Below are 15,630 nucleotides of genomic sequence, written 5' to 3' on the forward strand. Positions count from 1 at the left end.
CCGGGGCCATCCGCACCCGCACAACCCCCTTGAAGGAGAAACCCAGATGATCACCTCCCGACCCGGAACCCCCGGTGAGTCCGTCACGGGAGGCGCCCGATGAGGGTCCTGCTGATCGGAGCCAACGGATACCTCGGCCGCTTCGTCGCCGACCGTCTGCTCGCCGACCCCGCCGTGCAGCTCACCGCGCTCGGCCGCGGCGACGACGCCGACGTACGGTTCGACCTCGCCACCGGCAGCCCCGGCGCACTCACCCGCTTCCTGGACGCCGTCCACCCCGGGGTCGTCATCAACTGCGCCGGCGCCACCCGCGGCGGTGCCCGCGAGCTGACCCGCCACAACACCGTCGCCGTCGCCACCGTCTGCGAGGCCCTGCGCCGCAGCGGCTGCGGTGCCCGGCTCGTGCAGATCGGCTGCGGTGCCGAGTACGGCCCGAGCCAGCCCGGCTCCTCCACCGCCGAGGACTCGGTGCCCCGGCCCGGCGGCCCGTACGGCGTCAGCAAACTCGCCGCCACCGAACTCGTCCTCGGCTCCGGTCTGGACGCCGTCGTCCTGCGTGTCTTCTCCCCGGCCGGCCCTGGCACCCCCGCCGGATCACCGCTCGGGCGGCTCGCCGAGGCCATGCGCCGGGCCATGCAGTCCGGCGACGGCGAACTGAAACTCGGCGGCCTCGGCATCCAGCGCGACTTCATCGACGTCCGCGACGTGGCCCGCGCCGTCCACGCGGCCTCCCTCTCCGCCGCCCAGGGCGTCATCAACATCGGATCCGGCCGTGCCGTCCGGCTGCGCGACGCGGCGGCCGTCCTCGCCCGCGTGGCCGGCTTCGGCGGCGCACTGCACGAGATCGACGCCCCGCCCGGCCCCGTCCGCGCCGTCATCGGCCACCCCCGCGGCGAATCGGACCACGCCGCCCCGGCCTCCCTGCCGTACCCGGACGGCTGCGGCAGCTGGCAGCAGGCCGACGTGCGCACCGCCCGCGACAGGCTCGGCTGGCGCCCCCGCATCAACCTCGAGGAGTCCCTCGCCGACATCTGGATGGAGGCCGCGTGCCGTATCTGACCTCCACCACCACCGGCACCAGACGCACCCACCTGGGCCCCGGCGTCGGCGTCCCCGGCTACGCACACCCCCTCCTCGCCCCCGACCAGTGGAACGCCCTCGCCCGCCCCGGCACCCCTCTCCACTGGACCGTCCTCAACGTGCACGACGGCCCCGGCATCTGTCCCGACCCGCGTTGTCTGGAGGCGGCCGGCCGGCTCCGCAACGCCGGCGTCCGCGTCCTCGGCCGGCTCGACGCCGCCTACGGCAGACGTCCCTCCGGCGAGCTGCTGTCCGACGCCCGGCGCTACCTCGACTGGTACCGCGTCGACGGCTTCCTGCTGCGCCGCTGCCCCGCGCACCGCGAAGCCCTGCCCGGAATCCGGCGCACGACCGCCGCGCTCCGCGCCCTCCGTGACGAGTGCCACCTCGTCCTCGGACACGGCACCCACCCGCACCCCGGCTATGCCGACCTCGCCGACCAATTGGTCACCTTCCAGGGCCCCTGGAGCGAGTACCGCTGGTCGCAGGTGGCCGAGTGGACCGCCGAGCATCCGCCGGAGCGCTTCTGCCACTTCGTCCACGGACTGCCCCGCGGCCACCTCGACGAGGCCCTGCGCATCGCCCGCTGGCACGGCGCGAACACCGTCTACTTCACCGACCGCACGGATCGCGGTGGCCGAGTGGACCCCTGGGAGACCATGCCCGGCTACTGGGACACCATCGTCTCGCGCCTCGGAACGGGTGTCTCGGAATGAAGAAGGGCGTGGCAGTGTTGCAGGGAGAACAACCGTAGTGATTGACCGACCAACGGAGTCCCCGTGTCGCTGCCACCCCTGGTCGAGCCGGCCGACGAGCTCACCGTAGACGAGGTTCGCAGGTACTCCCGCCACCTGATCATCCCCGACGTCGGGATGGACGGGCAGAAGCGGCTGAAGAACGCCAAGGTGCTCTTTGTGGGCGCCGGTGGCCTTGGCTCGCCCGGTCTGATGTACCTGGCGGCCGCGGGCGTGGGCACGCTCGGCATCGTGGAGTTCGACGAGGTCGACGAGTCGAACCTGCAGCGTCAGGTCATCCACAGCCAGGCCGACATCGGCCGTCCCAAGGCCGAGTCCGCCCGCGACAGCATCAAGGGCATCAACCCGTTCGTGAACGTGGTCCTGCACCAGGAGCGGCTCGAGGCCGACAACGTGATGGACCTGTTCAGCCAGTACGACCTGATCATCGACGGCACGGACAACTTCGCGACCCGCTACCTGGTCAACGACGCCTGTGTGCTGCTGAACAAGCCGTACGTCTGGGGTTCGATCTACCGCTTCGACGGCCAGGCCTCGGTCTTCTGGTCCGAGCACGGCCCCTGCTACCGCTGCCTCTACCCGGAGCCCCCGCCCCCCGGCATGGTCCCCTCCTGCGCCGAGGGCGGCGTCCTCGGCGTGCTGTGCGCGTCCATCGGCTCCATCCAGGCCAACGAGGCCATCAAGCTCCTCGCGGGCATCGGCGAGCCGCTGGTCGGCCGCCTGATGATCTACGACGCCCTGGAGATGCAGTACCGCCAGGTCAAGGTCCGCAAGGACCCCGACTGCGCGATCTGCGGCGACAACCCGACCGTCACCGAACTCATCGACTACGAGGCCTTCTGCGGCGTCGTGTCCGAGGAGGCCCAGGCAGCGGCCGCCGATTCCACGATCACTCCCAAGCAGCTCAAGGAGTGGATCGACGACGGCGAGAACCTCGAGCTCATCGACGTGCGCGAGCCGAACGAGTTCGAGATCGTCTCCATCCCGGGCGCCCGTCTGATTCCAAAGAACGAGTTCATCATGGGCAACGCCCTGGAGAGCCTCCCGCAGGACAAGAAGATCGTCTTGAACTGCAAGACGGGTGTCCGCAGTGCGGAAGTCCTCGCGATCCTGAAGTCCGCCGGCTTCTCCGACGCCGTGCACGTCGGCGGCGGGGTCATCGGCTGGGTCAACCAGATCGAGCCGGACAAGCCGGTCTACTAGACCGCGCCAGCTCCCCTCGCCGTGGCCCTCACGGGCCGCGTGACCTTCCGGGCGGCGGGGGTGCCGGACACCGCTGGTGTGCGGCACCCCCGCCGTCGTCATGAGCAGACCTTGCCGTCCTTCGGCACCGTCCCGTTCAGCAGGTAGGAGTCCACCGCCGCGTCCACGCAGTCGCTGCCGCTCCCGTACGCTCCATGACCCTCGCCCTTCCAGGTGAGCTCCACCCCGACGCCCTTGCCCAGTTCGTCGGCCATCCGCCGGGCACCCTCGTAGGGCGTGGCCGGGTCCCCGGTGTTGCCCACCAGCAGGATCGGGTCGGCCCCCGGCGCACTGACTTCCGGAGTGTCGTACTGCCCGGCCACCGGCCAGTCGTGGCACCAGCCGGCCGTGTCCCAGCCCAGGAAGTCGCCGAACACGGGCGAGATCTCCTCGAACCGCGCGAGCCGCTTCCTCGTCTCGGCGGGCGTCGGCCGCTGCTTGTCGTCCAGACACGATATGGCCCGTTGGGCGTGGCTCGACGTGCCGTAGTGCCCCGAGGCGTCCCGCTCGTTGTAGCCGTCGGCCAGGGCCAACAGCGCGGAGCCGTCGCCGTTCTCGGCGGACTTCAGGGCGGCGGTGAGCGTGGGCCAGCCGTCCTCGCTGTACAGCGGGAGCACGATGCCGGTCAGCGCGAGGGTCTCGGTCAGTTCGCGGCCGGACGAGGTCGGCAGCGGCTTGGCGTCGAGCCGGTCGAGCAGGTCGGCGATCTTCCGCGTCCCCTCCTTCGGGTCCTGCCCGGTGGACTTCAGGTAGTCGTTGAGCGCCCGCTGGAAGCCCTGGGTCTGGTTGAGCGCGTGTCCGACGGTGTCCGCCGTCGGGTCCACGACCGCGTCGAGGATCACGCGCCCCACGTTCTTGGGGAAGAGGTGCGCGTAGACACCGCCCAGTTCGGTGCCGTAGGAGATGCCGAAGTAGTGCATCGAGTCGTCGCCGAGCACCTGGCGCATCAGGTCCATGTCGCGTGCCGTGTCGGTCGTGGACACGTGGGACAGCAGCGAACCGGTGGACTTCTCGCAGTCCTGGCCGAAGTCGGCCGCGTCCTCGAGGAACGCCTTCTCCTCGGCGGCGTCGTCCGGAGTGGCGTCGACCTCCTCGGCCGCCTGGATCTCCTTGTCGTCGCGGCAGCGGACGCCCTCGCTGGCGCCCGTACCGCGCGGGTCCCAGCTGACCAGGTCGTAGCGCTCGTGGAGCCGGTCGACCGTGGTGCCGTACGAGGGCAGCGTGGAGACCCCGGAGCCGCCGGGCCCGCCGAAGTTGAACAGCAGCGAGCCGAGCCGCTTGCCGTTGCCGCCGGTGGCCTTCGAACGGATCAGTGCGAGCCCTATCGTCCTGCCGTCCGGTTTCGCGTAGTCCAGCGGCACCTTGATCGTCGCGCACTGCCATCCGTCGCCCGGCGCGGGGGAGTCGGCGGTGCCCTTGCACCGGCCCCAGTCCGGATCCTGACCGGTCAGCGAGGCCGGCAGCCCCGAGGATGCCCCGCCCGACCGCTTGTCGCCCGTGTCCTCCTTCCCGGTGTCGGACGAGCCCGAGCTGCAGCCCCCCGCCAGCAGGGCGGCGGCGGCCGCCAGAGCCGTCCACCGTGCGTAACGCGCCATGTGCCCTTCCCCCTCACAAGCCGTCCGCATCGGTTGCACGGACCGCGGTCAGGCCATAGTAGGCGGACCGCGCCGAAGCCGTGCGAGCCTGTGGATAACTCTCTGACCTGCGGCTTTGTGGGCTCGAGGTGGCGGGAACCGGGACGGTCCCGGCCTTTCCTACAGCGCTTCCCGGCGGGTGAGGTGGTTGAAGAACAGCCAGCCCGGCAGCACCGGCAGCCACAGCGTCAGCAGCCGGTAGAGCAGGACCGCGGGGGCCGCGACCTCCTTCGGCAGCCCGACGGCGATCAGGCCGACGGTCAGGGTCGCCTCCACGGCGCCCACACCGCCCGGGGTCGGCGCGGCGGAGCCCAGCGCGTTGCCGGCGAGGAAGACGACCGCGACGCTGGCGATGCTCAGCGAGGTCGAACCGTCGCCGAACGCGCGGATCGACGCGTCCAGGCACATCACGAAGCAGGCGGTCAGGAGCAGCATCCCGCCGATGCCCGTGATCAGCTTCTGCGGCCGCTGCAGCACGTCGAGCATGCGCGGCACGACGCCCGCGAACAGCGACCGCACCCGCGTGACCACGAACTTCCGCAGGAACGGCACCGATGTGACCACGAGCACCAGCACCGCGACCGTCAGCAGGCCTGCGATGACGGTCCGGGACGGGGAGAGCGACGGCGTCTTCTCGGTGCCGGTGAGATACCCGAACGACAACAGCATCAGGATGTGGCAGCCCAGCCCGAACAGCTGGGAGGCGCCCACACTGGCCACCGCCAGCCCCGGCCGCACGCCCGCCCGCTGCAGGAACCGGGTGTTGAGCGCGACACCGCCGACCGCGGCCGGCGCGACGATCTTGACGAACGAGCCGGCCACCTGCGCGGCCACGGTCCGCGGGAACGGCACCCGCTCCGGCACGAACCCCAGCAGGCTCATCGCGGCGGCGACATAGCTCAGCGCCGAGAAGCCCACGGCAGCGGCGACCCAGCCCCACTGCGCGTTCTCGAACAGCGTGTCGAACTCGATGTGGGTGAGCTGTGTGAGCAGGAAGTACGCGCCGATGGCGCCCGCGATGAAGCTGATGAGCGTGCGCGGCCGCACCCGCTCCAGACGGACCGGCTCCACCGGGGCCTGCGGGCGGATCCGCAGCACCTGGTGGCGGATCTGGCTGAGCAGATCCTCCTCGCGCGCCTCTTCCAGGGCGTCGTCGATCGCGCGTTTCTGCGCCCGCTGCTCGGCCCGCACGGCCTTCTTGTCGGGCCGCTCGTCCTTGTCCAGCCGGACGGCGGTGCTGCCGGTCCGTTCGGCGGCCTCCCCGGCCGGCGGCTCGGGCTGCTCGTCCCGGGCGGGCCTGGACTGCCGGTACGCCTCCAGGACGGCCTCGCGCTCGCGTTCCGCCCGCTCCCGGCCGAGTCTGCGCAGTGTCGCGCGCGTGGCGCGGGTCAGCGCGATCGGCTGGAGCATCGGCAGACAGTCGGCGACCGCATCGGGCCCGAGGACCTCCACGGCCGCGGCGACCGCGCGCTCCGCGCCGACCCGCAGCCCGAACGTCGTCAGCAGCTGCGCGATGTCCATGCGCAGCACCAGGTCACCGGCCGCGATCTCCCCGCCGCGCAGATCGGTCAGGATGACCGTGCCGGAACGGTCGACCAGGACGGCGTCGCCCGCCAGCCTGCGGTGCGCGATCCGGCGCGACTGCAGGGAGCGCACCTGCTGCCAGGTGTCGTGCATCAGTTCGTCGGTGATCCGCGCGTCGTCCAGCGAGTCCAGGGTGCGACCGCCGGTGTGCTCGTAGACCAGCATCACGGCGTCGGGACCCAGCTCGGAGGTGGCGATCAGCTTCGGCGCGTTGGCTCCGGCCGCGATGGCCGCGTAGGCCAGCAGGGCCTCCTGCTCCAGCGCCTGGCGCAGCGACTGCAGACTGCTGCGGGTGGTGATGCCGCGCAGTGTCAGCCGCCGCCAGGCCCGGTAGAAGAACCCTTGGGCCTGCTGCTCCCGGTCGACGACCGTGACGTCCAGCGGCGGACCGTCCTCCAGGGTGACGAAGTAGCGCCGGCCGCGGTCGCTGTTCTCCAGGCTGTCCGGGAACTCCTCGCGGGCCGCCGTCAGCGGATGGAACCCGACCGTGCGCAGCCCCGCCATCAGCGTCCGGCCGGTGGGACGCACGTTCGGGGAGCCGACCGCGTACAGCGTGCCGTAGGCGACGCTCCAGCCGATCAGCACCGTCAGGATGATCGAGAAGGGGGTGGTGTAGCCCGTGACGAGCATGGAGAACGCGTCCAGGAGCAGCACCACCCACAGCACGGCCCGCCAGCGGGGCCTGCGGGACATCCCGACGGCCGTCATATAGGCGATGACGGGGGCGAGGTAGCCGTGCACCGGGTCGGTCAGGGCGTGCGTGTCGCCGGGGGAGGGCTGCGTGAGCGCCTCCTGGATGGAGTGGGGGGCCGCCTGGGCGACCCACAGGTCGGTGGCGAGCGTCACTCCGTGCGCGAGGACGGCGGCCAGTACACCGTCGGCGATGCGCAGCCCGTCGCGCTTGATCAGCCGTTCGATCGCGAAGGCGACCGGGACCAGCAGGATCGCGATGCTCGACGCCAGGCCGGCGAGCTTGATCAGCAGGTCGGGTGCCTGTCCGGTGCCCTTGTTGATGTCCTGTTCGAGCCCCGAGGTGGTGCCGTGCGCGAAGGCCGCGATCATCAGCAGGACGACGACCGCGAGGAGCCCCACCCCCAGCCGCATGAGGTCCGAGGGACGGTGCACGCGCGCGGGGAGCAGCGGTTCGTCGCCCTCCACCTCGTCGTTGTAGATGTCCTCGCCCGGATCCGGTCCCGCGCCGGAGGCCCCGGCGGCGTCCGTGTCGTGGTCGTGCTCGCTGTTGTCCGGTCCGCTGTCGTGCGGCGCGGCGGTGTCCGGGCGCGACGACGCCTCAGAGGTGCCCTCCGCGCTCTCGGAATGCACACCCTGCTGTCTCATCGTCTCTTCTTGGTCTCGTATCACCTGTCACCGCCCGCACGATGGTGGCATGCCCGTCCGACATACGGGGTCATCAGGGTGCACATGCGGGAGCGCACAGTCTGCCCGACGTCCTCCTCGGGAGCGAGGGACGGCCCCGGCCGCCCCGCCTCCCATTGTCGGTGGCGTCGTGCAGGATGGGACGGATGAGCGAGGAGAGCCTTCCGGCGGGTGCCGTGCCGGAGTACGCGGAGCGGGTCCTCGAGGTCGCCGAGCTGATTCCGCCGGGGCGCGTGATGACGTACGGGGACGTCGCGGAGTGGCTCGAGGACGGCGGGCCGCGCCAGGTCGGCCGGGTGATGGCCCTGTACGGGGGCGCGGTCCCCTGGTGGCGTGTCGTGCGCGCCGACGGCGTGCTGCTGCCGGGAAGCGAACTGAGAGCCCTCGGCCACTACCGGGAGGAGGGCACGCCCCTGAGGGAGGCCGGCCGGGCCGCCGAGGGACATGTGCCCCGCCTCGACATGGCCCGGGCGCGCTGGGACGGCACCGGGCATCTCTCGGGACGGGCCTGATGCCCGCGAATGTCCGCGCAGGCGGCGTGCGGCCCGTGACCCGTACGGGGGACAGAGGGCACTTCCGGGACATGACGTACGTTCGTGCGGTGAGGAACGCATGCGGTCCCTGTGCCCGCGGAGGCGCCCGGGAACAACCGGAAGGCATTCTTCCGGCGGTGCCACCGGCGTAACGTCGCCGGCACGCGCCGCCCTCACCCCACGGCCCCCGCCCGCCACGCGCGGCACCCCGCCCACCCGTACCAGCACCAGGACCGGCGAACCACGTGAGCTCCTCTTCCTCCACCAGGCGCCTGCCGCACCCCCCGGTGCGGCAGGGGAACCGTGGCGCTTACCGACTGGTCCGTACCCCGCCGGCCCGGCCCGCTCCCCCTCGTCTGGACGCCGGTCAGCGGGCGGTGGTTGACCACGGCACCGGCCCGCTCCTCGTCCTCGCGGGCCCCGGCACCGGCAAGACGACCACACTGGTGGAGTCCGTGGCCGCCCGGATCGCCCGCGGCACGGACCCGGAACGCATCCTGGTGCTCACGTTCAGCCGCAAGGCGGCCGTCGAACTGCGCGACCGCATGGCGCTGCGGATCGGCGCGGAACGGGCACCCCGGGCCACCACGTTCCACTCCTTCGGCTACGCCCTGGTCCGCGCCCACCAGGACAGCGGCCTGTTCGTGGAACCGCTGCGGCTGCTGTCCGGACCCGAACAGGACGTCACCGTGCGCGAGCTGCTGGCCGGCCAGCCCGGCCTGGAACGGCTCGGCCTCGCCCATGTGCGCTGGCCCGACGACCTGCGCGCCTGCCTGACCACCAGAGGCTTCGCCGACGAGGTCCGCGCGGTCCTGGCCCGCAGCCGCGAGCTCGGCCTCGACCCCGCCGCCCTGGAGGCGTTCGCCCGCCGCATCGGCCGCCCCGACTGGCTGGCCGCCTCCGCCTTCCTCGCCGAGTACCTGGACGTCCTCGACCTCCAGGGCGTCGTCGACTACGCGGAACTCGTCCACCGCGCGGTGCTCCTCGCCCGCCGCCCCGAGGTGGCCGAGCAGCTCGCCGCCCAGTACGACGCCGTCTACGTGGACGAGTACCAGGACACCGATCCGGCCCAGGTACGGCTGCTGCACGCGCTCGCCGGCGGCGGCCGCACCCTGGTCGCGTTCGGCGACCCGGACCAGTCGATCTACGCCTTCCGGGGCGCCGACGTGGGCGGCATCCTCCAGTTCCCCGACGCCTTCGCGCGCGCGGACGGCCGCCCGGCCCCGGTCCGGGTCCTGACGACGTCCCGCAGGTCCGGCGCCGCGCTGCTCGCCGCCACCCGCCTGCTCACCCGGCGGATGCCCCTGACCCGCCTCCCGGCCGAGAAGGTGCGCGCCCACCGGGAACTGACGGCGGCACGCGAGGGCGGCCGCGTCGAGGTCCGCACCTACCCCACGGCCGGCACGGAGCTGGACAACATCGCCGACATCCTGCGCCGCGCCCACCTGGAGGACGGCGTCCCGTGGGGCGAGATGGCCGTCCTGGTCCGCGCCGGCGCCCGCAGCGTCCCGGGCGTCCGCCGCGCCCTCACCGCCGCGGGCGTCCCGCTGGACGTCGACGGCGACGATCTCCCGCTGCGCCACGAGCCCGCGGTGGCCCCCCTGCTGACGGCCCTCAGGGCGGTCGCCCGCGCGGAGGCCGCGGGCGGTGACGGAGCGGACGAAACGGATACAGGAGGCGCCCAGAACGCGGAGGACGTCCCGGCCGGCTGCTGGCTCGACACCGAGACCGCGCTCACGCTGCTCGCCTCGCCCCTGGCCGGCATGGACGCCGCCGACCTGCGCCGCCTCGGCCGCGCGCTGCGCGAGGAGGAGCGCGCCGCCGGCAGCCCCGTGCCGCCGCCGTCCGACGAGCTGCTCACGCGGGCCCTGGCCGAGCCGGAGCGCCTGGTGGCGCACGACCCGGCGTACGCGCGCGGGGCGCAGCGCCTGGGCGCGCTGCTGCGGCGCACCCGCGAGCGCCTCGCGGGCGGCGGGACCGCCGAGGAGGCCCTCTGGGAGCTGTGGAACGGCACCCCCTGGCCGCAACGCCTGGAGCGGTCCTCGCGGCGCGGCGGCGCGGCCGGCCGCAACGCCGACCGCGACCTGGACGCCGTGTGCGCCCTGTTCGCGACCGCCGCGCGCGCGGAGGAGCGTGTCGGCGGACGCGGCGCCCTGAACTTCCTGGAGGAGATCGAGGCCCAGGACATCGCCGCCGACACGCTCACCCGCAGGGCGGTGCGCCCCGACGCCGTCCGCCTGATGACCGCGCACCGCTCCAAGGGCCTGGAATGGCACCTGGTGGTCGTCGCCGGCGTCCAGGAGGGGCTGTGGCCCGACCTGCGCCGCCGCGGCTCCCTGCTGGAGGCCGACCGCATCGGCCGCGACGGGCTCGCCGAACCGCTCAGCCAGGGCGCGCTCCTCGCGGAGGAGCGACGGCTCTTCTACGTGGCCGCCACGCGCGCGAAGGAGCGCCTCGTCGTCACCGCCGTGAAGGCGCCCGCCGACGACGGCGACCAGCCCTCCCGCTTCCTCACCGAGCTCGGCGTCGAGCCCCGGGACGTCACCGGCCGTCCCCGCCGCCCGCTGTCGGTCTCCGCGCTCGTCGCCGAACTGCGCGCCACCACCGTCGACCCCGAGGCCTCCCCGGTGCTGCGGGAGGCCGCCGCCCGGCGCCTGGCCCGGCTCGCCGCGCTCACCGACGAGGACGGCCGCCCCCTGGTCCCCTCCGCGCATCCCTACCGCTGGTGGGGCATGTTCGAGCCGACCGAGAGCAAGGTGCCGCTGCGCGACCGGGACAAGCCCGTCGCGCTCTCCGGAAGCGCCCTGGACCAGCTCGCCCGCACCTGCGCCCTGCAGTGGTTCCTGGGGCGTGAGGTGAAGGCCGACGCACCCGCCACCGCCGCCCAGGGCTTCGGCAACGTGGTGCATGTCCTCGCCGACGAGGTCGCCTCCGGCCGCACCCCCGCCGACCTGGAGGTGCTGATGGAACGGCTGGACTCGGTGTGGAACGCGCTCGCCTTCGACGCCCCCTGGAAGTCGGACCAGGAGAAGGCCCACGCGCGCGTGGCGCTCGAACGCTTCCTGACGTGGCACATCGACTCGGGCGGAGTCAGGGCCGGCCGTTCCGCGGTCGCCAGCGAACAGGACTTCGACGTCACCCTGGAGGCCGGTGACTACGAGGTGCGCATCCGCGGCAGCATGGACCGCGTCGAGACGGACGGCGAGGGCCGCGCCTATGTCGTCGACTTCAAGACCGGCAAACAGGCGCCCAGCGCCGCAGAGGTCGCCCGCCACCCCCAGCTCGCCGTCTACCAGCTCGCCGTCCGCGAGGGCGCGGTCGACGACGTGTTCGACGGCACCCGTCCCGAGCCGGGCGGCGCCGAGCTCGTCCACCTCCGTCAGGGTGCCGCCAGGAAGGACGGCGGCGAGATTCTGCCCAAGGTGCAGTCCCAGGAGCCCCTGGAGGGGCAGTGGGTCGGCGAGCTGCTGGCCACCGCCGCCGGCAAGGTCCTCGACGAACGGTTCTCGCCGACGGCGGGGCAGCACTGCGCGCACTGTGCCTTCCGGGCCTCGTGCAGCGCCCGTCCGGAGGGACGGCACGTGGTGGAGTGAGGCCCCGGGCGCCCGCGTGACGGACCACACCACCCGTGCCGACCTGCGCTTCCTCCGCCCCGAGGGCCGATCGTGGTCTTCGTTGTCAGTGGCCGCCGTTAGCCTCGTTCCATGCCCGCCCGTATCACCGACCCCGAGCAGCTCAAGGAGCTCCTCGGCATCCCGTTCACCCCGGAGCAGACGGCCTGCATCACCGCGCCGCCCGCCCCGCAGGTGATCGTGGCCGGAGCCGGCTCGGGCAAGACGACGGTGATGGCCGCGCGCGTGGTGTGGCTGGTCGGCACCGGCCAGGTCGCCCCCGAACAGGTGCTCGGGCTGACCTTCACCAACAAGGCCGCGGGCGAACTCGCCGAACGCGTCCGCAAGGCCCTGGTCGGGGCCGGCGTCACCGACCCCGACGCGATCGACCCGGACAACCCGCCCGGCGAACCGCTGATCTCCACGTACCACGCCTTCGCCGGCCGGCTGCTCACCGACCACGGGCTGCGCATCGGGCTGGAACCGACCTCCCGCCTGCTCGCCGACGCCACCCGCTACCAGCTCGCCGCCCGCGTGCTCCGCGAGGCGCCCGGCCCCTACCCCGCCCTGACCCGGTCCTTCCCCGACCTGGTCGGCGACCTCCTCGCGCTGGACTCCGAACTCGCCGAGCACCTGGTGCGGCCCGAGGACGTCCAGGCGTACGACACCGGGCTGCTGGACACCCTGGAGGGCGTCCGGCTCGGCAACGCCGACCTGCGCAAGGTCCCCGAGGCGGCCGCCGCCCGCCGCTCCCTGGCCGGACTGGTGGCCCGCTACCGCGCCGCCAAACGCGAGCGGGACCTGCTCGACTTCGGCGACCAGATCGCCCTCTCCGCCGCCCTGGCGGGCCTGCCCGAGGTCGGCCGGATCCTGCGGGACGAGTTCCGCGTGGTGCTCCTCGACGAGTACCAGGACACCTCCGTCGCCCAGCGCGTCCTGCTCTCCGGGCTCTTCGGCGGCGGTACCGGCCACCCCGTCACCGCCGTCGGCGACCCCTGCCAGGCGATCTACGGCTGGCGCGGCGCCTCCGTCGCCAACCTGGACGACTTCCCCGAGCACTTCCCGCGTGCCGACGGCCGCCCCGCCACCCGCCAGGCGCTCAGCGAGAACCGGCGCAGCGGCGGCCGCCTCCTCGACCTCGCCAACGGCCTCGCCGCGCCCCTGCGGGCCATGCACGCGGGCGTGGAGGCACTGCGCCCGGCACCGGGCGCCGAACGCGACGGACAGGTCCGCTGTGCCCTGCTGCGCACCCACGCCGAGGAGATCGACTGGATCGCCGACGCGATCGCCCACCTGGTGCGCACCGGGAAGGAACCCGGCGAGATCGCGGTCCTGTGCCGCACGGCCGGTGACTTCGCCGAGATCCAGGGCGCCCTCGTCGCCCGTGACGTGCCCGTGGAGGTCGTCGGCCTCTCCGGGCTGCTGCATCTGCCCGAGGTCGCCGATCTGGTGGCCGTCTGCGAGGTGCTCCAGGACCCGGGCGCCAACGCCTCCCTGGTCCGCCTGCTCACCGGCCCGCGCTGGCGGATCGGCCCGCGCGACCTGGCCCTGCTGGGGCGGCGCGCCCGGCTGCTCGTGTCCCACGCGCGCGTGGCCGACGACGACCCCGATGCGCGCCTGGCCGCGGCGGTCGAGGGCGTCGACCCCACCGAGGTGATCTCGCTCGCGGACGCCCTCGACACCTTCCTGGAGCTGCCCCTGGAGGCGGAGCGCGAGGACGACGGACTGCCGTTCTCGGCCGACGCCCGCGTACGGTTCGCGCGGCTCGCCGCCGAACTGCGCGACCTGCGCCGCTCGCTCGCCGACCCGCTGATGGACGTCCTGCACCGCGTGCTCGCCGTCACCGGTCTGGAGGTCGAACTGTCCGCCTCCCCGCACGCGCTGGCCGCCCGCCGCCGCGAGACCCTGGCCAACTTCCTGGACGTCGCCGCCTCCTTCGCCGCCAACGAACCCGAGGCGAGCCTGCTGGCCTTCCTGGGGTTCCTGCGCACCGCCGCACAGTACGAGAAGGGCCTGGACAACGCGCTGCCCGGCGGCGAGAACACCGTCAAGGTACTCACCGCCCACAAGTCCAAGGGCCTGGAGTGGGACGTCGTCGCCGTCCCCGGACTGGTCACCGGCACCTTCCCGAGCACCCAGGGGCGTGAGAAGTGGACCGCCCAGGGCAAGGTGCTGCCGCACCCGCTGCGCGGCGACGCCGACACGCTCCCCGAGGTGGAGTCATGGGACTCCCGGGGGCTGCGCGCCTTCCACGAGGCGATGAAGGAGCACCAGCTCACCGAGGAGCTGCGCCTCGGCTACGTCACCTTCACCCGGCCCCGGTCGCTGCTGCTCGGCTCCGGTCACTGGTGGGGCCCGTCCCAGAAGAAGCCCCGCGGCCCCTCCGGCTTCCTCACGGCCCTGTACGAACACTGCGCCGCCGGGCACGGCGAGATCGAGGCCTGGGCGGAACCGCCGGCCGAGGACGAGGAGAACCCCGCCCTGCGCGCGGCCGCCGCCGACCAGGCCTGGCCGCTCCCGCTGGACGAGGCGGCACTGGCCCGCCGCCGGGCCGCCGCCGAGACCGTACTGGCGCACCTGGACCGCACGCTCGCGCACCCGCGGGAGGCGGCCGCCCGCCCCGGGGCCGCACACGACCCGTCCCTGCCCCCGTCCTCCTACGAGGACCCGGACTGGCCGCCGCCGGACGACGAGCCGCCCTACGACCTGCCGGACGACGAGCCGCTCTACGACCTGCCGGACGACGAGCCCCCTTACGAGCCGCCCTACGACGAGCCGGTCCCCGAGGAGGGCACCGGCGCCGGCACCTCCGACTGGGACGCGTGGACGGCCGACCGCCCCGTCGTGCCGCACCAGGCCCCGGCCCCCGAGGCACCGGCGGACCCGGAGCGGGTGCCCCGGTCCCGTCTCGGCGACCTGGCCGGTGGCGATCCGCTGACCCCCGAGGAGGCCCGCACGCTCGCCTCCTGGGACCGCGACCTCGACGCGCTCACCGGCGAGCTGCTGCGGGCCCGCGCGAACGTCACCGAGGTCGTCCTCCCGGCCTCGCTGACCGCCTCGCAGCTGATGAGACTGGCCGCCGACCCCGACGGCCTCGCGCAGGAACTCGCCCGCCCCATGCCCCGCCCCCCGCAGCCGGCCGCCCGCCGGGGTACCCGGTTCCACGCCTGGATCGAAACCCGGTTCGAGGCCCTGCGACTGCCGATGCTGGAACCCGAGGAGCTGCCCGGCACCGAGGCGGAGATCGCCGACGAGCGCGATCTGGAGGCCCTCAAGGAGGCCTTCGCACGCACGCCCTACGCCCACCGCACCCCGTACCGCGTGGAGGCCCCCTTCCAGCTGGGCATCGCCGGACGTGTCGTACGGGGTCGCATCGACGCCGTCTACCGAGAGGGCGAGGGCGACGCGGCGACGTACGAGATCGTCGACTGGAAGACCAACCGGGCGCCCACCGCCGACCCGCTGCAGCTGGCCGTGTACCGGGTGGCCTGGGCCGAGCAGCAGGGCGTGCCCCTGGAGCGGGTCACGGCCGCGTTCGTGTACGTGCGCGGCGGCGAGGTCGTACGGCCGCGGAATCTGCCCGGCCGTGCCGAACTGGAGCGGCTCCTCGGCGCCGACGAGGCCGACGAGCGGGTCGGCGAGCGGACCGGCGGACGGGCCGGGGCGGAGCCCTCGCCGTCGGCCGGGGACGACGGGTCGTTCGGCGGCGGCACCGCAATGATCATCGGTGAACCCGAAACGATCACCGACGGTGTCCCGCCGCCCACCGGCGAACCGCCGGGCGGGGATGTCGGTCCAGGCCGTTAGGCTCGTG

The 15,630-nt window shown here is 73.5% G+C and carries 8 protein-coding genes; 6 read left to right on the forward strand and 2 right to left on the reverse strand.

Annotation, left to right across the window (positions count from 1 at the left end; all coding sequences use genetic code 11):
- Positions 1 to 99: 99 nt before the first annotated feature.
- The 3 genes from OIE12_RS21675 (at position 100) to moeZ (ending at position 3,038) form a co-directional block, all read left to right on the forward strand.
- Complete coding sequence (locus OIE12_RS21675; RefSeq protein ID WP_329137793.1) at positions 100 to 1,059, forward strand: NAD-dependent epimerase/dehydratase family protein; 960 nt, start codon at positions 100 to 102, stop codon at positions 1,057 to 1,059.
- Entirely contained in the window at positions 1,047 to 1,796 is a 750-nt protein-coding gene (locus OIE12_RS21680) for a spherulation-specific family 4 protein (RefSeq protein WP_329137795.1), read from the forward strand. The genes OIE12_RS21675 and OIE12_RS21680 overlap by 13 nt, the downstream gene beginning before the upstream one ends.
- A 63-nt stretch (positions 1,797 to 1,859) precedes the next feature.
- Positions 1,860 to 3,038, forward strand: a complete 1,179-nt coding sequence (gene moeZ, locus OIE12_RS21685; RefSeq protein ID WP_329137797.1) for an adenylyltransferase/sulfurtransferase MoeZ — start codon at positions 1,860 to 1,862, stop codon at positions 3,036 to 3,038.
- Between the two features lie 98 nt (positions 3,039 to 3,136).
- Here moeZ and OIE12_RS21690 read toward each other — a convergent pair whose 3' ends face one another.
- Both OIE12_RS21690 and OIE12_RS21695 read right to left on the reverse strand, forming a co-directional pair.
- Complete coding sequence (locus tag OIE12_RS21690) at positions 3,137 to 4,672, reverse strand: alpha/beta hydrolase (RefSeq protein ID WP_329137799.1); 1,536 nt, start codon at positions 4,670 to 4,672, stop codon at positions 3,137 to 3,139.
- A 159-nt stretch (positions 4,673 to 4,831) separates the two neighbouring features.
- The gene (locus tag OIE12_RS21695; RefSeq protein WP_329137801.1) at positions 4,832 to 7,633 is read right to left on the reverse strand and encodes a lysylphosphatidylglycerol synthase transmembrane domain-containing protein; all 2,802 of its coding nucleotides are present in this window, start codon (positions 7,631 to 7,633) and stop codon (positions 4,832 to 4,834) included.
- A 185-nt stretch (positions 7,634 to 7,818) separates the two neighbouring features.
- Between OIE12_RS21695 and OIE12_RS21700 the strand changes: the two genes are divergently transcribed.
- From OIE12_RS21700 to OIE12_RS21710, 3 genes are all read left to right on the forward strand, one after another.
- Complete coding sequence (locus OIE12_RS21700; RefSeq protein WP_329137802.1) at positions 7,819 to 8,184, forward strand: MGMT family protein; 366 nt, start codon at positions 7,819 to 7,821, stop codon at positions 8,182 to 8,184.
- Positions 8,185 to 8,450: 266 nt separating this feature from the next.
- Positions 8,451 to 11,798 carry an ATP-dependent helicase gene (locus OIE12_RS21705; protein ID WP_329137804.1) on the forward strand — a complete coding sequence of 1,116 codons (3,348 nt, stop codon included), beginning with the start codon at positions 8,451 to 8,453 and terminating at the stop codon, positions 11,796 to 11,798.
- Between the two features lie 111 nt (positions 11,799 to 11,909).
- Positions 11,910 to 15,623, forward strand: coding sequence for a UvrD-helicase domain-containing protein (locus OIE12_RS21710; protein WP_329137806.1), 3,714 nt, complete (start codon positions 11,910 to 11,912; stop codon positions 15,621 to 15,623).
- Positions 15,624 to 15,630: the final 7 nt, after the last annotated feature.

It is taken from the genome of Streptomyces sp. NBC_00670 (genome assembly GCF_036226765.1).
Taxonomy (GTDB): domain Bacteria; phylum Actinomycetota; class Actinomycetes; order Streptomycetales; family Streptomycetaceae; genus Streptomyces.

Excerpts from the sequence above, each read along its gene's own strand:
- OIE12_RS21675 (WP_329137793.1), top strand. The coding sequence starts at position 100 with ATGAGGGTCCTGCTGATCGGAGCCAACGGATACCTCGGCCGCTTCGTC.
- OIE12_RS21690 (WP_329137799.1), bottom strand. The coding sequence starts at position 4,672 with ATGGCGCGTTACGCACGGTGGACGGCTCTGGCGGCCGCCGCCGCCCTG.
- OIE12_RS21695 (WP_329137801.1), bottom strand. The coding sequence starts at position 7,633 with ATGAGACAGCAGGGTGTGCATTCCGAGAGCGCGGAGGGCACCTCTGAG.
- OIE12_RS21700 (WP_329137802.1), top strand. The coding sequence starts at position 7,819 with ATGAGCGAGGAGAGCCTTCCGGCGGGTGCCGTGCCGGAGTACGCGGAG.
- OIE12_RS21710 (WP_329137806.1), top strand. The coding sequence starts at position 11,910 with ATGCCCGCCCGTATCACCGACCCCGAGCAGCTCAAGGAGCTCCTCGGC.